The organism is Brucella tritici (genome assembly GCF_902825325.1).
Taxonomy (GTDB): domain Bacteria; phylum Pseudomonadota; class Alphaproteobacteria; order Rhizobiales; family Rhizobiaceae; genus Brucella.
This window is the reverse complement of record NZ_CADEAR010000004.1, coordinates 144,476-159,454: the sequence shown is the minus strand read 5'-3', so window position 1 is coordinate 159,454 and position 14,979 is coordinate 144,476. Positions and strand designations below refer to the sequence as shown.

The window sequence follows — 14,979 nt, the reverse complement described above, 5'->3', positions numbered from 1 at the left end:
ATCAGGCCCAACGGTCGCCGGTAAGTCGAAGGAGAAGAAGCGAAAAAGCCAAGCGTGCGCCGCCAGCCGGAGTGTTCAACTCCGTCGAAACAACTATGTTGTGGCAGGCGCAAGCGGACACGTTCAGGCTTTCTGGAAAACTGGCTTCTCCACCCGATAATAGACGTGCCGATATTGGCATTCTTGCGCATCAGGGTCATAATAGAGCGCAAAAGGGTCAACCCATGTCGCTGAACTACCCTGCGCCGCTTGCGCTCGCCCTATCGGCCCTGGCGCAAGATGACACGTCTTTTGCCGGGCCGCCGCACCGCCATCAGGATGCGCAACTGATCTATGCGCGATCCGGCGTGGTATCCGTCACAACGGAGAGCGGAACCTGGGTCGTGCCGCCAAATCGTGCGGTGTGGGTACCGCCGATGGTGGAACATGCAACGCGCAGCCATGGACCGGTCCAGTTTCGTACGATCTTTGTCCGTTCGGATGCGGCCCGCTCCCTTCCCTTGTCCTGTGGCGTGGTGGAAGTTTCGCCATTATTGCGGGAATTGATCCTGCGTCTGGTTGAATTGCAGGACCAGCCTGTTACATCCTTTGTACAGCGTATCAGCGAACTTTTGCTGGAAGAACTGACCTTTCTCCCCGCGGAACCGCTCAATCTTCCAATGCCTCTGGATCAACGGTTCCGCAACCTTTGTGAAGCCCTGCAAGCAGAGCCCGATACAGAGCCGTCCCTTGACGATGCCGCCGATCGAACGGGCATGAGCAGGCGCAGTTTCATGCGACACTTCGAGCGCGAGACCGGCATGACCTATGGCCGCTGGCGGCAACAGGCACGATTGCTCGCCGCCCTGCCCGCCTTGGCCGCGGGAATGCCCGTCGTCACCGTTGCGCTGGACTGCGGATACCAAAGCGCAAGCGCCTTCGCCGCAACGTTCAAACGCAGCCTCGGGCGAAGCCCGGCAAGTTATTTTTCCTGAAATATTCACAAAGTTGTGTGATGGCAACCGAAGTGAAAGCGAACATTTTCAATCGCTTATATTCCGGGGCATTTCGACCGCGAACTTTCAAGCCTTGATTTGGCCCTCCTGATCGAAGGGAGAAATTGACAGTCCGGCTTCTTATCCTGTATCGGTCGTTTAGTTTTGAACATTGTTCAATATACTGAACAAACGAAAAGTTTCTCCCAGGCTTTTCTTCAAAACCGCCGATGCATCGGCTGTATCGGAAAATGACGGAGGCGCTTCCTTCCCAAGACAGAAGCTTTTCCGGGATAAGCCCAGCGTTGTGTGCCGGTGAGGAAGTGAGAGACCTCGGCGCTGGTGAAAGTGATAAGGGTGGAATGATGACAACAGAGATCAAGCCATTTTCGTTCGATACCGTCGGCTCGATGCTCGTCGAATGGAGCGCTGCCAAGCGCCTCGGCGAAATCCTCGGCGAGCGGTTTTCCGAACGCAAGATTCTGATCGTGACGGACAAGGGCCTGCACAAGGCCGGCGTCCTCAACCATGCGCTGGCCTCGCTTGAAAAGGCTGGATTCGGTATCAGCGTGTTCGATGACGTGGTAGCCGATCCGCCGGAATCCGTATTGTTTGCCTGTGTTGAGCAAGCAAAGGCCGCCGGTTGCGATATCGTACTTGGTCTGGGCGGCGGCTCTTCCATGGATATCGCCAAGCTCGCGGCCGTGCTGCTCGTTTCCGAACAGGAACTTTCCGAGCTGTATGGCATCGGCAAGGTCCAGGGCAGCCGCCTGCCGCTGATCCAGATCCCGACTACGGCGGGAACAGGATCGGAAGTCACCAACATCACCATTCTGACCACCGGTGAGACGACGAAGATGGGTGTGGTTGCCCGTCAGCTTTACGCCGACTTCGTGATCCTCGATGCGGAACTGACTTGCGGCCTGCCTGCGCTTCATACGGCCGCGACCGGCATCGACGCCATGGTTCATGCGATTGAAGCCTATACGAGCCGGATCAAGAAGAACCCGCTCTCCGACGCGTTTGCCCGCGAAGCTCTGAAGCTTCTTTCGGCCAATCTGATCGCGGCTTGCGAAAACGGCAATGATCGCCATGCCCGCGAGGCCATGCTACTTGGTGCCAACTATGCCGGTCAGGCTTTTTCCAACTCGCCAGTCGGCGCTGTTCATGCACTGGCTTACCCGCTTGGCGGCCACTACCATGTGCCGCATGGTCTTTCCAATGCGCTGATGCTTGGTCCGGTGCTGCGCTACAATATGGCGGGTGCAGCCAAGCTATATGCAGAGCTTGCCGATCTGCTGCTGGAGAAATCCGAAGGCACGACGGAAGAGCGTTCAGCGGCCTTTGTCACCTATATGGAAGCACTGATGAACAAGTCCGGCGCACCGCGCCGCCTGCGTGATGTCGGCGTGACCGAAGACAGTCTTGAAATGCTGGCGCGCGACGCGATGCTGCAAACGCGGCTTCTGGGCAACAATCCGGTCGATGTGACTGAGGCCGACGCTCTGGCGCTTTATCGCGAAGCTTTCTGATCAAACATAACGAACTGACGGACCAAGCGCCGGAGAAGTGAGCTGACTGCCACTTCTCCGCAGCTTGGCTCTATATCTGCGGAGAATAAATTGAGCACTGAACGTATCGACGGTCAGGAGCAGCCTTTTTGGTCTGCCGGACCGTTCAAAATTCGCCTGCCTTTCGTTCACTATAAATTCGAATGGCCTGATTATTTTCAAGGCCTGCTGATGTGTGCGGTGGACCTGTCCGCCATCCCGCTTATGACTGAACTCCTTGGCATGCCTTTCGAAGTGGCCCTCGCCGTGGTCGTCCTGAACGGGTTGTTCTATCTGACGCACCATTTGCTCGGCGATCCCGTCGTTCCGGGTTGGATCACACCTGCCATTCCGCTTCTGATGGCCTATTGCACCACGTTCCCCGAAGGGCCAGAGCGCGTTCATGCACTTGTTGCCTTCCAGATGATGCTGGGCATATTCTCGATCTTTATAGGAGCGTCAGGGCTTGCACATCGCGTCGTGCAACTGATCCCATCAGCGATCAAGGCTGGCATCATTGCTGGTGCGGGCTTTGCCGCCGTCATATCGGTGTTTCAGATTGGCGGTCGTTTCGACAGCTCCCCGTTCACAATCACCATTGCCGTTGGCCTCGGTTTCTACGTGATATTCTCGCGCCAGTTCGCACGTATTAAAAATAGCAATCCGGTACTGGCCCTCATTGGAAAACTGGGTGTTTTCCCGATTATCCTGCTCGCAGTAATCATAGCCCCGCTCTTCGGCGAAGCACCCTGGCCAAAGCTTGAATGGTCGCTGACCAGCCCCGACTTCTCGACGCTTTGGCGTGAATATACCGTATTCGGACTTGGCTTGCCGCCGCTGTCGATGTTCATTACGGCTATTCCGACCATGTTCGCCGCCTATATCGTTCTTTTCGGCGATGTTTTGCAAAGCCGGGCAATCCTGAAGGAAGCCGACGAAGCCCGCCCCGACGAAAAGATAGACTACAGCCCTGATCGTGCTCATCTCATTTTTGGCGGACGCAACGCGGCCATGAGTGTCCTTGGACCGGACGTATGTATGTGCGGCCCGCTCTGGTCCGCCATGCACGTCGTCATTACCGAGCGTTTCTCGCAGGGCAAGAAGGCCATGCATTCGCTTTTCGGTGGCGCGGGGTCTTTCCGGTGGGGAACCAACACCGGCTTGTTTCTGATGCCAATCGTAACGCTAGTGCAGCCGATCCTCGGCGTCGCACTCGCACTTACCTTGCTCATTCAGGGATATGTTTCGGTTCGCGTCGGTATTCTTGAGGCACGGTCCCAGCGAGATCTCGGCATCGCCGGCGTGGTCGGTGCGGTTCTTGCGACGCGCGGCGCCGCGTGGGCTTTTGCAACCGGAGTCGTCCTGTGCTTCCTGATATATGGCCGCGATTTCTTCCGTGGCGAGGTCGACAACACCTTTACCAAGGACAGCTAATCGACAGCCCTCCCGGCCAGACCGGGAGGGCTTTTGACACTTTTATCCGCTCACGACTTCGGGCAACGGCTGATCGACGGTCATAGCATGATCAAGCACCCGCTGCAGATTGGCGGCATGACGGAAACTCGGCTCCAATTCCGCACCATCGGCGACAGCGCGTGCGAAACGCTGGTAATTCGTCTCCACCGTACCGGCATCGATATCGCGCCAGACCGGCGTTTCAATATCTTCGCCAATAGAGCCGCGCAGGCTTGAACCGGTAGGCGTATGAAGAATTTCCAGTGCACCCTTGTCGCCATGGATGCGCAGCCGCAGCTCGTTCAGATGGCCTGTGGCCCAGCGGCTTGCATGGATGACGCCCAGCGCGCCATTGGCATATTCCGCCATCATGACGAAGCTGTCATTGGCATCCAGCACATATTCGCCGATATGGTTGTTCTCCGCCTTCTCGAAAGTCTTGAGACGCGCCGAAGCACGCGCCACATCGCTGCCGATGGCATAGCTGGCGAAGTCGAGAATATGGATGCCCACATCGCCAAGGACGCCGTTGGACCCGTGCCGGGTGGAAAGTCGCCAGAGCCATTTGCTCTCCGTCTTCCAGTCGCCCCAGCTTTTCGAGACCAGCCAGCTTTGCAGATAGGACGCCTCGAAATGGCGCACCTGGCCGATCTCGCCCGCCATCACCATCTCGCGCGCCTTCTGCAAGGGCGCGACATTGCGATAGGTGAGGTTGACCATATTGACCACGCCCGCCTGTTCGGCGGCGTCGGCCATTTCGGCGGCTTTCTCGTAGCTTTCCGCAAGCGGTTTTTCGCAGAAGACATGCTTGCCCGCGCCAACCAGCGCCAGCGTGGTGGGGTGGTGGATAGCGTCCGGCGTCACATTGGCGACCGCATCGAAGCGGTTCCACTCCAGCGCATCCTCAAGCCGCGTGAAGCGGTTGTGAATGTCGTGGTTTTCCGAAAACGCATCGACCCGCACCGCCGAAACATCGCACGCCGCCACAACCTCCACGCCCTCGATGGCCTTGAAGGCTTCGGCATGGTTTTTCGCCATGCCGCCTGTTCCAAGAATAAGAAGACGCATGATGCACCTCAGCGATAACCGGCTTCACCGGCCTTGTGCAATTTCGGCCCGCGCTCCACGATCGGCTCCAGCGCCTTTTCGACGGGAACATTGGGCGCGGTGTGAATGCCGGTCCAGGCTGGCTGCAGATTATAGGCCCATTTGACCGCATTGCGCAGAACGGTCTGCACATTCGCGTCGTGATAGGTCGGATAGGTCTCATGGCCGGGCCGGAAATAGAACACATTGCCCGCGCCGCGCCGCCAGGTCATGCCGGAGCGGAACACCTCCCCGCCTGCGAACCACGAGATGAAAACCGTTTCGAGCGGCTCGGGCACCGAAAACTGCTCGCCATACATTTCCTCGTTTTCGAGCACGAAATTCTCATCCAGCCCCTGCGCGATCGGGTGGCCGCGATTGACGACCCAGACGCGCTCGCGCTCGCCCGCCTCGCGCCATTTGAGCGCGCAGGGCGTGCCCATCAGGCGCTTGAAGATTTTGGAAAAATGGCCGGAATGGAGCACGATCAGCCCCATTCCCTCGAAGACGCGCTTTGCCACACGTTCCACCACCGCATCGGCAACCGCGCCGTGATCCTTGTGGCCCCACCAAACGAGCACATCGGTCTTGGCGAGACGGTCTTCGGTCAAGCCATGCTCCGGTTCCTGCAAAGTGGCGGTCGTCGCCTTGATTGCGCTATCCTCGTTCAGTGCCCTGGCGATAGTGTTGTGCATGCCGTCCGGATAAACCGAACGTACGGTTTCATTGATCTGCTCGTGAATGTTTTCACCCCAGACGACAGTACGAATAGGCACGAGTATTCTCCTTGCTGCGGGCAATCACGGCCCATTTGTCTTATGTATCATCAAGCTTGGGAGGTCAGCGTCAGACGGCGCGGCCCTTTTCATCGAAACGATGAACATTTTCCCCCATCGGGGAAACCGAGAGTGTCTCGCCTGACCTGCGCGCTGCCACGCCGCTTTCGCGGACCACCAGCGGCTCCTCCAGGCCGAGATCGATATAGACATAGGTATCGGAACCGAGAATTTCGGTGTGGATCACCTGACCGGTCCAGTGAGCATTGTCGGATACGATGACGAGGTGTTCGGGACGCAGGCCCACTGTATGCGCACCGAAAGGCTCACTATATCTGCCGGTCAGGAAATTCATCTTCGGTGATCCGATGAACCCGGCGACGAAAAGCGAATTTGGCTTTTCGTAAAGCTCAAGCGGCGTTCCGATCTGCTCCACCCGTCCGTCACGCAGCACACAGATGCGGTCGGCCAGCGTCATCGCCTCCACCTGATCGTGCGTCACGTAGATCATGGTGGTGTCTTCCATGCTCTGGTGGAGCTTGGCGATCTCAAGCCTTGTAGCCACACGTAGCGCCGCATCGAGGTTGGACAAGGGCTCGTCGAAAAGGAATACTTTCGGATCGCGCACGATGGCACGGCCAATCGCGACGCGCTGCCGCTGGCCGCCGGAAAGCTGGCGCGGCAGGCGCTCAAGATAGGGCGTCAGCTGCAGCATTTCTGCGGCTTTTTGAATGCGGCTCTTGCATTCATCCTTGCTCTTGCCCGCGAGCTGCATACCGAAGGCCATGTTCTCATAGACTGTCATATGCGGATAAAGCGCATAGGACTGGAAGACCATTGCGATGCCGCGCTTCGACGGTGCGAAACTGTTGACCACCTTGCCATCGATAGAGAGGCTGCCTGACGAAATTTCCTCCAAGCCTGCAATGAGGCGCAGCAGCGTAGACTTTCCGCAACCGGAAGGGCCGACGAAGACCATGAACTCGCCGGGCCGGATATCCATATCCACGCCCTTGATGACCTCGAAGTTACCGAAAGATTTGCGCACATCGCGCAACTGAAGTTCTGCCATGGTTGTACCTAACCCTTTACGCCGCCTGCCGTCAGACCGGATACGATCCGCCGCTGGAAGATGAGCACGAGGATGACGAGGGGAACCGTCACAATGACGGAAGCCGCCATGATGTTGCCCCAGGGGATTTCAAACTGGCTGCTGCCGGACAGAAGTGCGATGGCAACAGGCACCGTGCGCTGGCTGCCGGACGAAGTGAAGGTGAGCGCGAACAGGAACTCGTTCCATGCGGAGATGAAAGCAAGTAATCCGGTCGTCACTAGCGCCGGCCACATCAGTGGCATGAAAACACGCGTGATAATCACCCACGGCGATGCGCCATCCACGATGGCCGCTTCCTCAATCTCGATTGGCAGGTCACGCATGAAGGTGGTGAGGACCCAGACCGTGAAAGGCAGCGTGAAGATCATATAGGAGAAGATCAGCGCCAGCGGCGTATTGAAGATGCCGAGGAAGCGTATCAGCTCGAACAAACCTGCCAGAACGGCGATCTGCGGAAACATGGACACCGAAAGAATGGTGAGAAGCAACAAGCCCCGTCCGCGAAAACTCACACGCGCCAGCGCATAGGCAGCTGTCACCGCCAGCAAGAGAGAGATTGCCACTACAACGGTCGCCACCAGCAGTGAATTACCAAGACTGCGTAGGAAGCTGCCCTGCGTGAGAACACCGGTATAATTGTCGAGCGAGAAACTGCTTGGCCAGTAATCGACCTGAAACAGCGCCGTCCCGGATTTGAGACTGGTGATGATCGCATAATAGAATGGGAACACCGCGATCAAAATGATGAGTGCCACCAGCAGATAGAAGCTGAGGGTTTTCACATAGTGCATCATGCTATTCCCCCTTGCTGCCGACATTGACGCGTCCGAAGAACATGTAGAGCACGGTGATGGCCGCAATGATGAGGAACAGCATCGTCGATGCCGCCGCACCATAGGCGAATTTGTCGAAATCGAAGAGATTTTCGCGCGCGAAAACCGACATGGTCTTGGTCTGCGCGTTATTCGGCGTCAGCACATAGATCAGGTCGAAGATGCGCAAGGCATCCAGCATACGGAAGATGATCGCCACCATCAGCGCTGGACGGATTAACGGTAGCGTCACCCGCCAGAATACCTTGACCGGATGCACGCCATCGATCTTCGCCGCCTCGTAAATGTCGGATGGCACCATTTGCAGACCGGCCAGAATAAGCAGCGCCATGAAGGGCGTCGTTTTCCAAACATCGACGATCAAGATCGCAATCATCGCTGTGTCGGGATTGGCCGTCCAGGCGATCTTCTGGCTGACGAGGCCGAGATTGAGCAGGATATGATTGAGGATGCCGAACTGGTCATTGAGCATCCAGCCCCACATCTTGGCCGAAACAATCGTCGGGATTGCCCACGGGATCAGGATTGCGGCGCGCACGAGCCCACGCCCCTGGAAATTCGCGTTCAGCACCAAAGCGACGATCAATCCGAAGATCGTTTCGAGGCTGACCGACAGAACAGTGAACCTGATCGTATTCCAGACCGCACCCCACCAGGCGGGATCGGCCAGAAGACCGCGATAGACGGTGCGCCCGCTCTTGAGCGTCACCCAGGACAGATAATTGTTGAAGCCGACGAATTCCGCAGTACCCAGGCTCGTCAGCGATGCATTGGTGAAACTGAAATAGATGGTCCGCAGCAGCGGCCAGCCAGCCACCAGCGCCAGCACGATCAGCGTGGGTGCGAGAAATACCCATGCCGACCGGATACGCTGCGCGCGAAGATCAGAGTGAAGCCGTGTCCGCAGGCTCCTCGGCGCATCAAGGGAAGTCTCCGTCATGATCCTGCTCCGGGTCATCGGATGAGAAAGGCGTTCGGGTTGCCCGATGGGGGCTTGGGAGGACAACCCGAACGCGGCTTGATCGGTCCCTACCAGCCGGCGCCTTCCAGCTCAGTCAGCTCGACCTCAAGCATTTCGAGATTCTCCGCAGCCGTACCGTTGCCCGAGAGCGTCTTGTGCACGGCAGTCCAGAACTTCGACGAGACTTCGTTATATTTCACCTTCGTCGCAGCCGATGGGCGCGGCACGGCATTCTGGAAGATAGGTTTCCAATTGGCCATGAAAGGCTGCGCTGCAATGACATCCTTGTCATCATAAAGCGTTTGAATGGTTGGCAGACGCGAAATCTCGACGGCCTGCACCTTTTGCACTTCCGGCGATGCGAGATATTTGACCAGCGCGATGGCCGCATCCTGCTTGGTGGAATATTTTGAGACGGCAAGGTTCCAGCCGCCGAGCGTCGAGGATGGCGCATCCCCCTCTGCACCGGCAGGCAGTGGTGCGACGTCGAACTTGCCTTTCACGCCGCTATCGGCACTGTTGCCAAGCGCATAAGCATAGGGCCAGTTACGCATGAAGACGGCATTGCCAGTCTGCCAGACGCCGCGCGATTCCTCTTCCTGATAAGCAAGCGCGCCCTGTGGCGAAATCGAACCGATCCAGCCCTTGGCGCGATCGATCGCCGCTGCTGCCTTTTCATTGTTGATGGAGATCGTACCGTCGGCTTCAACGATCTGGCCGCCTCCGGACGACTTCACCCATTCAAGCGCATTGCAGGTCAGGCCCTCATAGGCATTGCCCTGAAACACAAAGCCCCAGAGATCGGACTTTCCCTCCGCCCGCTCCTTGTCCATGATCTCCTTGGCAGTCGCCGTCATCTCATCCCAAGTCTTGGGAACCTGTTTGTTGTATTTTTCGAGGAGATCCTTGCGATAGAAAAGTGCCGGAGCGTCGGTATAGAAGGGCAGCGCAACCAGCTTTCCGTTCACGGTCTGTGACGCGATAATGGATGGGAAATGCGCGCCCGTGACATCCTTGGTCGCTTCCGTCAAATCGACGAACTGATCGGATAGCTGCGGCGCCCAGACCACGTCCGTCTGGTAGACGTCGATATCGGCGTTACCTGCCGCGAGCCATAGACGATACTGGCTGAATTGCTCGCTGCTCGATGGCGGCATCGAGACAATATTGACCTTGTTGCCGGTGTCCTTCTCGAACTTGACGATCTGCTCCTGCAGAAACTTGATGTTATTGCCCGTTGAATTGGCCGCAATGGAAATCTCCACTGCATGGGCGCTTACCGTCGCCAGGCCAAATGCCGCGCAAGCCGCGAGTATACCTTGGAATGCCTTCATAGTTCCCTCCTCCCATCCATTCTGTAAGCGGTTTGATAAAATCGAAAACGGTTTGGATGACGAAAAGGTTGCAGAGGACCGCATTTCTGTCAAGCAGCAGATTTTTCACTCTATTTCATTTCACATCTCATCACTCAATATATATTGCAAATTCAATATATTATCATTCATAATCTGTATTTCTTAGCGCTTAAGGGGCATGCTTTCTCAAACGTGCCAAAATGAAAATTGAAACAAACTTGAAATCGGTTTGGATTTCGTGCACCCTATATGTTGCAGCAGTTTAAAGAACTCAACCGACCAATTGTTAATCGCAAGGAAGCGGCTATAATCCGCTGCCTTGCCTGCCTGAATAATTCGAAAGCCAAATGAAGCTCCGTGAATTCGCCAAACATCTCGGCCTCTCAGCCACGACCGTCAGCCGGGCGTTGAGCGGCTATCCCGAAGTGGCGGAAAGCACGCGGAAGCGGGTCATGGACGAGGCTGTACGTCTCGGCTACCAGCCCAATGTCAACGCGGTCAGACTGGTTACCGGGCGTGCTGGTGCAATCGGCGTCGTGATGGGCCGTAACAGCGAGTTTCACTTCGCCGAGTTCATGCGCGGCATGGCAGAACGGCTCAGTCAGGATGAAGTCGATATTCTCGTCAGCCCGATTGCAAACAACGGCACCGACGACGAAGTGCAACTCTGTCGGCGCCTCGCCACCAGCCACCGTGTCGATGCTATCATCGTGACGTCTCCAAAACCCAATGACGAGCGCATCCGCATGCTGCATGAACTGGGAATGCCATTCCTCGTGCACGGACGCTCTGAAACCGACATTCCTCATGCATGGCTCGACATCGATAATGAAGGCGCGGTTTATCGCTCAACAGCCCATCTGCTTGACCTCGGCCACCGTCGTATCGCGATGATAAATGGTCGCTACGGCTTCACCTTCTCACTTCACCGCGACGAAGGCTACCGGAAGGCGCTCGAAAGCAAAGGCATTGCCTTCGATCAGGAACTTGTCGAGCACGGCGATTTCACGGATGAGATCGGTTATCGTCTTGCGCGCAAGCTTCTGGAGCGTAATCCGTGCCCGACAGCGTTTGTTGCCGGCTCCATGATGACTGCGCTTGGCATATACCGGGCCGCGCGCTCTTTCGGCCTGACCATCGGCAAGGATATCTCCGTCATCGCCCATGATGATGTGATCTCGTTCCTGAGCGCTGACAATATGGTGCCATCCCTGACTGCAACCCGCTCGTCGATGCGAGCAGCGGGAAAACGCTGCGCCGATCTTCTGATGGATATACTCGACGGACGCGCGGCCACCGACATCCATGAATTATGGCCCGTCGAACTGATCCTGCGGGAGTCCGCGACCCGCGTGCCCGAATGGGCTTAGGAATGTTCAGAATTTAACGCGATTTGTCAGATTCACGCCACTGGTGTAGATTTGTCATGCAACGCGGAATTGGTTCAACACGCAGAAATGCGCCCCCGAAACCAAACCGCGTTGCATGCGGTTTATATCGGAGTAAAAATTGCGCAGTGAACAATCTATTCTTCAAATTTCCATAGCGGTTACTATTCTGGTTGCTGGCTTCGGCGTCGTTTTCGGCCTGTTATCCGGCTCATTTTCTATCGTATTCGATGGCGTTTACATGCTGGCTGATGCTGCGATGAGTGGGCTTGCCCTCCTTGTCTCGCGTCTCATCGCCCTTTCTGCCTTGCCGGAACAGCCACGCGGAAAATTGCGCGATCGCTTCACAATGGGCTTCTGGCATCTCGAACCGATGGTACTTGGCCTCAACGGTATGATGCTTACCGGCGTTGCGATCTACGCGCTCATCAACGCAATCGGCAGCCTGATGGATGGCGGACGCGATCTCGAATTCAGCTATGCGATTTTCTATGCCGTCGTCGCCCTGATCGCTTGTCTCGGCATGGCGCTGTTGGAAATGCGCGCAAATAGGATATTGAAATCAGACTTCGTCGCACTCGATGCCAAAGCCTGGATCATGTCCGGCGGCATAACTGCGGCACTTCTGATCGCCTTTTCGGTCGGCTATGCCATTGAAGGAACAGAACTCGGCTGGCTGACGCCTTATATCGATCCCGCAGTTCTGGCAGTCGTTTGTCTTGTCATCATTCCCATGCCCATCGGCACGATCAAACAGGCTCTGGCCGATATATTCCTGGTTACACCCATTGATCTCAAGCAGCATGTCGATGCGGTTGCTGGAGAGTTCGTCAAGCGCAACAGCTTTCTGTCCTACCGCGCTTATGTCGCCAAGGTCGGTCGCGGCAAACAGATCGAACTCTATTTCATCGTTCCGCCCGACCTTCCGCCACGAAAGCTCGAGGAATGGGATGCGTTGCGCGACGAAATCGGTGATGCACTCGGCGGCGAAGGACCGGATCGGTGGCTGACCATCGCCTTTACCACGGATGTGGAGTGGGCCGTCTGACCTGAAGGGCTTTGTTACTCGTTCGTCAGCGACAACTGTCGGCGCAGCCGCATCGTGCGGCTGTCGCCTGGCTGACGGGGCAGCCGATTGAAAGCATTCAGGTAATTGGTCTTGGTGCGCATGATGTGCGCCTCCAGTATTTCCCGCAATTCCTTCGGCTTGTCGGCATCGGCCAGCTCAATGATGGCGGCATGGTCGGCGAAGGAGCGTGCAGGCTCGCCCTCCGCACCGATGGCAAGATGCGTTCGCAAGGCTGCGACACGTCCTAGAATACTGTCATAGGCGCGCGCCAGATAACGATTGCCGCAAACACGGAAGAAGGCCAGATGAAATTCTGTATCGCAACGCCCGTAAGCGCGCAGGTCATCCTCATCTATTGCCGCACGCATGAGGTCGAACTGCTTTTTCAGTTGCGAGACAAGTTTCTTGCGGTTGTTGCCAAGCGCAAGCCGCATGGCCTGATCTTCCAGGCCCACCCGAAAATCGCAAAGCTCTGCAATGTCTTCCTGCGTCGGCGTAAAAACATAGGTGCCGGACTTTGGAACGATATGAACCAATTCCTGCATCTGCAGGATGTTGAGCGCCTCGCGTACCGGCGTGCGACTGACATCGAAGGCCGCAGCGAGCATGTCCTCGGAGAGGTTCTCCCCGAATTGAAACTCAGCATCGACAATCGCACCGCGAATACGTTCGGCGATGCTACTTGCCAGCGACTTCTTGCTCTTGCCTCGAATCTCTCTCATGTCCGAATCTTACAGACGCCTCATTGCGACGTATAGAGCGGTTGAAACCGCATTCAAATTGCACCGGTGAATGGTAGCGGACCCGGATGAAGTCCGGGCCCGTCATTTTGATCAGTCCCGCTTGGCTTTCAGGCTCATGCAGAGAAAGAAGCCAAGAATCGGAAACACGGACAGGGCCAACAACGACAGCGAGAAACTGTCTGTCGTGGATTTAACCCAGCCCACGAGATAGGGCCCGGTAAAACCGCCAAGCTGCGCGAAGCCGTTGATGGCCGCAAGTCCGCCAGCGGCAGCAGCGCCGGACAGGAACTGTGTCGGCAGCGTCCAGAACACGCCGAGATAGGACCACAGGAAAAACGCGCAGACCGACAGGAGCACGAGGCTCAGGATCGGCGACGGTGCCAGCGCACTGGCAGCAAGGAAGATACCGCCGAACAGGCCGGCATTCGCCGTGTGAATCTTGCGCTCACCGGTACGGTCCGAACTGCGTGAAATCACGACAAGTCCGATCGCGGCAAACACGAACGGAATGGCAGAGATGAGTCCGGTCTGCGCCGCAGTATAGTCGCCAAGGCTCTTCACGATCTGCGGCAGCCACATGATGACGCCGTAAACAGCAATACCGTTGAACATATAGACCAGCGTCAGAAGCCAGACGCGGTAATCGCTGAACACTTCTTTCAGCGAATGACGAGTATCGGCCTGCTTGCCTGCATTTTCCTTGGCTAGTTCGGCCATCAGCCATGCGCGTTCGTCGGCGGTCAGCCAGCGCTTGTCCTTTTCTGGACTGTCAACCAGATAGAAGAAGGTCACGACGCCGAGGAGCACCGCGGGAATTCCTTCGAGAATGAACATCGCCTGCCAGCCGTGCAGACCAAACAGTCCCTCGCCTGCATCCATCAGCCAGCCAGAGAACGGTGCGCCCACAACGATGGAAAGCACGGTTGCCGTCATGAACAGGGCCGTTGCGCGGCCACGTTCCTTGGCCGGGAACCAATAGGTGAGATAAAGCAGAACGCCCGGTGCAAAACCGGCTTCTGCAACACCCAGCAGAAAGCGCAGGATGTAGAACGAAACCGGGCCCTGCACGAAAGCCATGGCGCACGACACAAGCCCCCACGTGACCATGATGCGCGCAATCCAGACGCGCGAGCCGAGCTTGTGCAGCATCATGTTGCTCGGCACTTCGAACAGCATGTAGCCAATGAAGAAGATGCCCGCACCAACGCCGAACATGTAAGGCGTGAGACCGATATCATTGTTCATGTGAAGCGCGGCATAGCCGATATTCACACGGTCGAGATAGTTAACGATGAAGCAGATAAAGCAGAACAGAACGATCCGCAGATTGAGTTTGCGAATGGTGCTGTCGCGCAGGTCGGGCGTTGCGCCGACCGCACTCAGAGTGGAATTGACCACGATGTCCTCCCAGGTCTCCGCTCACATTCCAGCATGAGCGGCATGCAATAATCGTTGCGGGAGCTGACACGTGATGATGCGCTCTCCCGTTCAGAGCTTTATCTGCAGAAACGGAGCCGGGACCATTCCGGCATGTTTCCAGCAGACAGGCAATCCCGATCACGGACAGGCCATTGGCACAGATCCGACCGTTATCGTCTCACTCCCATTGCAATGATTAGCGTGCAAACAGCAACTTTACAAGTAGCATACAAAATCTTGTACCCTAGATTGACAG

Annotated in this window: 13 protein-coding genes; 5 read left to right on the top strand and 8 right to left on the bottom strand. The window is 56.7% G+C overall.

Annotation, left to right across the window (positions count from 1 at the left end):
• Window positions 1-224: 224 nt before the first annotated feature.
• From HWX93_RS07385 to HWX93_RS07375, 3 genes are all read left to right on the top strand, one after another.
• Window positions 225-974, top strand: a complete 750-nt coding sequence (locus HWX93_RS07385) for an AraC family transcriptional regulator (protein ID WP_176036999.1) — start codon at window positions 225-227, stop codon at window positions 972-974.
• 362 nt (window positions 975-1,336) lie between these two features.
• On the top strand, window positions 1,337-2,506 hold the full coding sequence (locus tag HWX93_RS07380; RefSeq protein ID WP_109986762.1) for an iron-containing alcohol dehydrogenase: 1,170 nt from the start codon (window positions 1,337-1,339) through the stop codon (window positions 2,504-2,506).
• Between the two features lie 90 nt (window positions 2,507-2,596).
• Window positions 2,597-3,958 (top strand): hypothetical protein, encoded by a 1,362-nt coding sequence (locus tag HWX93_RS07375; RefSeq protein WP_176036998.1) that lies wholly within the window; start codon window positions 2,597-2,599, stop codon window positions 3,956-3,958.
• A gap of 42 nt (window positions 3,959-4,000) precedes the next feature.
• Here HWX93_RS07375 and HWX93_RS07370 read toward each other — a convergent pair whose 3' ends face one another.
• The 6 genes from HWX93_RS07370 to HWX93_RS07345 all read right to left on the bottom strand — a co-directional run bounded on the left by HWX93_RS07370 (window position 4,001) and on the right by HWX93_RS07345 (window position 10,083).
• Window positions 4,001-5,047, bottom strand: coding sequence for a Gfo/Idh/MocA family protein (locus HWX93_RS07370; RefSeq protein ID WP_176036997.1), 1,047 nt, complete (start codon window positions 5,045-5,047; stop codon window positions 4,001-4,003).
• A gap of 8 nt (window positions 5,048-5,055) precedes the next feature.
• Complete coding sequence (locus HWX93_RS07365; protein WP_176036996.1) at window positions 5,056-5,841, bottom strand: ThuA domain-containing protein; 786 nt, start codon at window positions 5,839-5,841, stop codon at window positions 5,056-5,058.
• 70 nt (window positions 5,842-5,911) lie between these two features.
• Complete coding sequence (locus tag HWX93_RS07360) at window positions 5,912-6,913, bottom strand: ABC transporter ATP-binding protein (RefSeq protein ID WP_176036995.1); 1,002 nt, start codon at window positions 6,911-6,913, stop codon at window positions 5,912-5,914.
• Window positions 6,914-6,921: 8 nt separating this feature from the next.
• Window positions 6,922-7,749, bottom strand: coding sequence for a carbohydrate ABC transporter permease (locus HWX93_RS07355; protein WP_176036994.1), 828 nt, complete (start codon window positions 7,747-7,749; stop codon window positions 6,922-6,924).
• 1 nt (window position 7,750) lies between these two features.
• Entirely contained in the window at window positions 7,751-8,728 is a 978-nt protein-coding gene (locus HWX93_RS07350) for a carbohydrate ABC transporter permease (RefSeq protein WP_176036993.1), read from the bottom strand.
• 89 nt (window positions 8,729-8,817) lie between these two features.
• Complete coding sequence (locus tag HWX93_RS07345; RefSeq protein WP_176036992.1) at window positions 8,818-10,083, bottom strand: ABC transporter substrate-binding protein; 1,266 nt, start codon at window positions 10,081-10,083, stop codon at window positions 8,818-8,820.
• Between the two features lie 368 nt (window positions 10,084-10,451).
• Between HWX93_RS07345 and HWX93_RS07340 the strand changes: the two genes are divergently transcribed.
• Window positions 10,452-11,474, top strand: coding sequence for a substrate-binding domain-containing protein (locus tag HWX93_RS07340; protein WP_109986754.1), 1,023 nt, complete (start codon window positions 10,452-10,454; stop codon window positions 11,472-11,474).
• A gap of 139 nt (window positions 11,475-11,613) precedes the next feature.
• Window positions 11,614-12,540, top strand: coding sequence for a cation diffusion facilitator family transporter (locus tag HWX93_RS07335; protein ID WP_176036991.1), 927 nt, complete (start codon window positions 11,614-11,616; stop codon window positions 12,538-12,540).
• Between the two features lie 14 nt (window positions 12,541-12,554).
• Here the strand turns inward: HWX93_RS07335 and HWX93_RS07330 are convergent, their stop codons facing one another.
• Window positions 12,555-13,283: a GntR family transcriptional regulator gene (locus HWX93_RS07330; RefSeq protein WP_109986752.1), complete on the bottom strand. Its 729-nt coding sequence runs from the start codon at window positions 13,281-13,283 to the stop codon at window positions 12,555-12,557.
• A gap of 111 nt (window positions 13,284-13,394) precedes the next feature.
• Window positions 13,395-14,702 carry an MFS transporter gene (locus tag HWX93_RS07325; RefSeq protein ID WP_176036990.1) on the bottom strand — a complete coding sequence of 436 codons (1,308 nt, stop codon included), beginning with the start codon at window positions 14,700-14,702 and terminating at the stop codon, window positions 13,395-13,397.
• Between the last annotated feature and the right edge of the window lie 277 nt (window positions 14,703-14,979).

Coding starts and splice junctions, on each gene's coding strand:
- HWX93_RS07360 (WP_176036995.1), bottom strand. CDS start 6,913: ATGGCAGAACTTCAGTTGCGCGATGTGCGCAAATCTTTCGGTAACTTC.
- HWX93_RS07350 (WP_176036993.1), bottom strand. CDS start 8,728: ATGACGGAGACTTCCCTTGATGCGCCGAGGAGCCTGCGGACACGGCTT.
- HWX93_RS07330 (WP_109986752.1), bottom strand. CDS start 13,283: ATGAGAGAGATTCGAGGCAAGAGCAAGAAGTCGCTGGCAAGTAGCATC.
- HWX93_RS07345 (WP_176036992.1), bottom strand. CDS start 10,083: ATGAAGGCATTCCAAGGTATACTCGCGGCTTGCGCGGCATTTGGCCTG.
- HWX93_RS07370 (WP_176036997.1), bottom strand. CDS start 5,047: ATGCGTCTTCTTATTCTTGGAACAGGCGGCATGGCGAAAAACCATGCC.
- HWX93_RS07380 (WP_109986762.1), top strand. CDS start 1,337: ATGATGACAACAGAGATCAAGCCATTTTCGTTCGATACCGTCGGCTCG.
- HWX93_RS07340 (WP_109986754.1), top strand. CDS start 10,452: ATGAAGCTCCGTGAATTCGCCAAACATCTCGGCCTCTCAGCCACGACC.
- HWX93_RS07385 (WP_176036999.1), top strand. CDS start 225: ATGTCGCTGAACTACCCTGCGCCGCTTGCGCTCGCCCTATCGGCCCTG.
- HWX93_RS07355 (WP_176036994.1), bottom strand. CDS start 7,749: ATGATGCACTATGTGAAAACCCTCAGCTTCTATCTGCTGGTGGCACTC.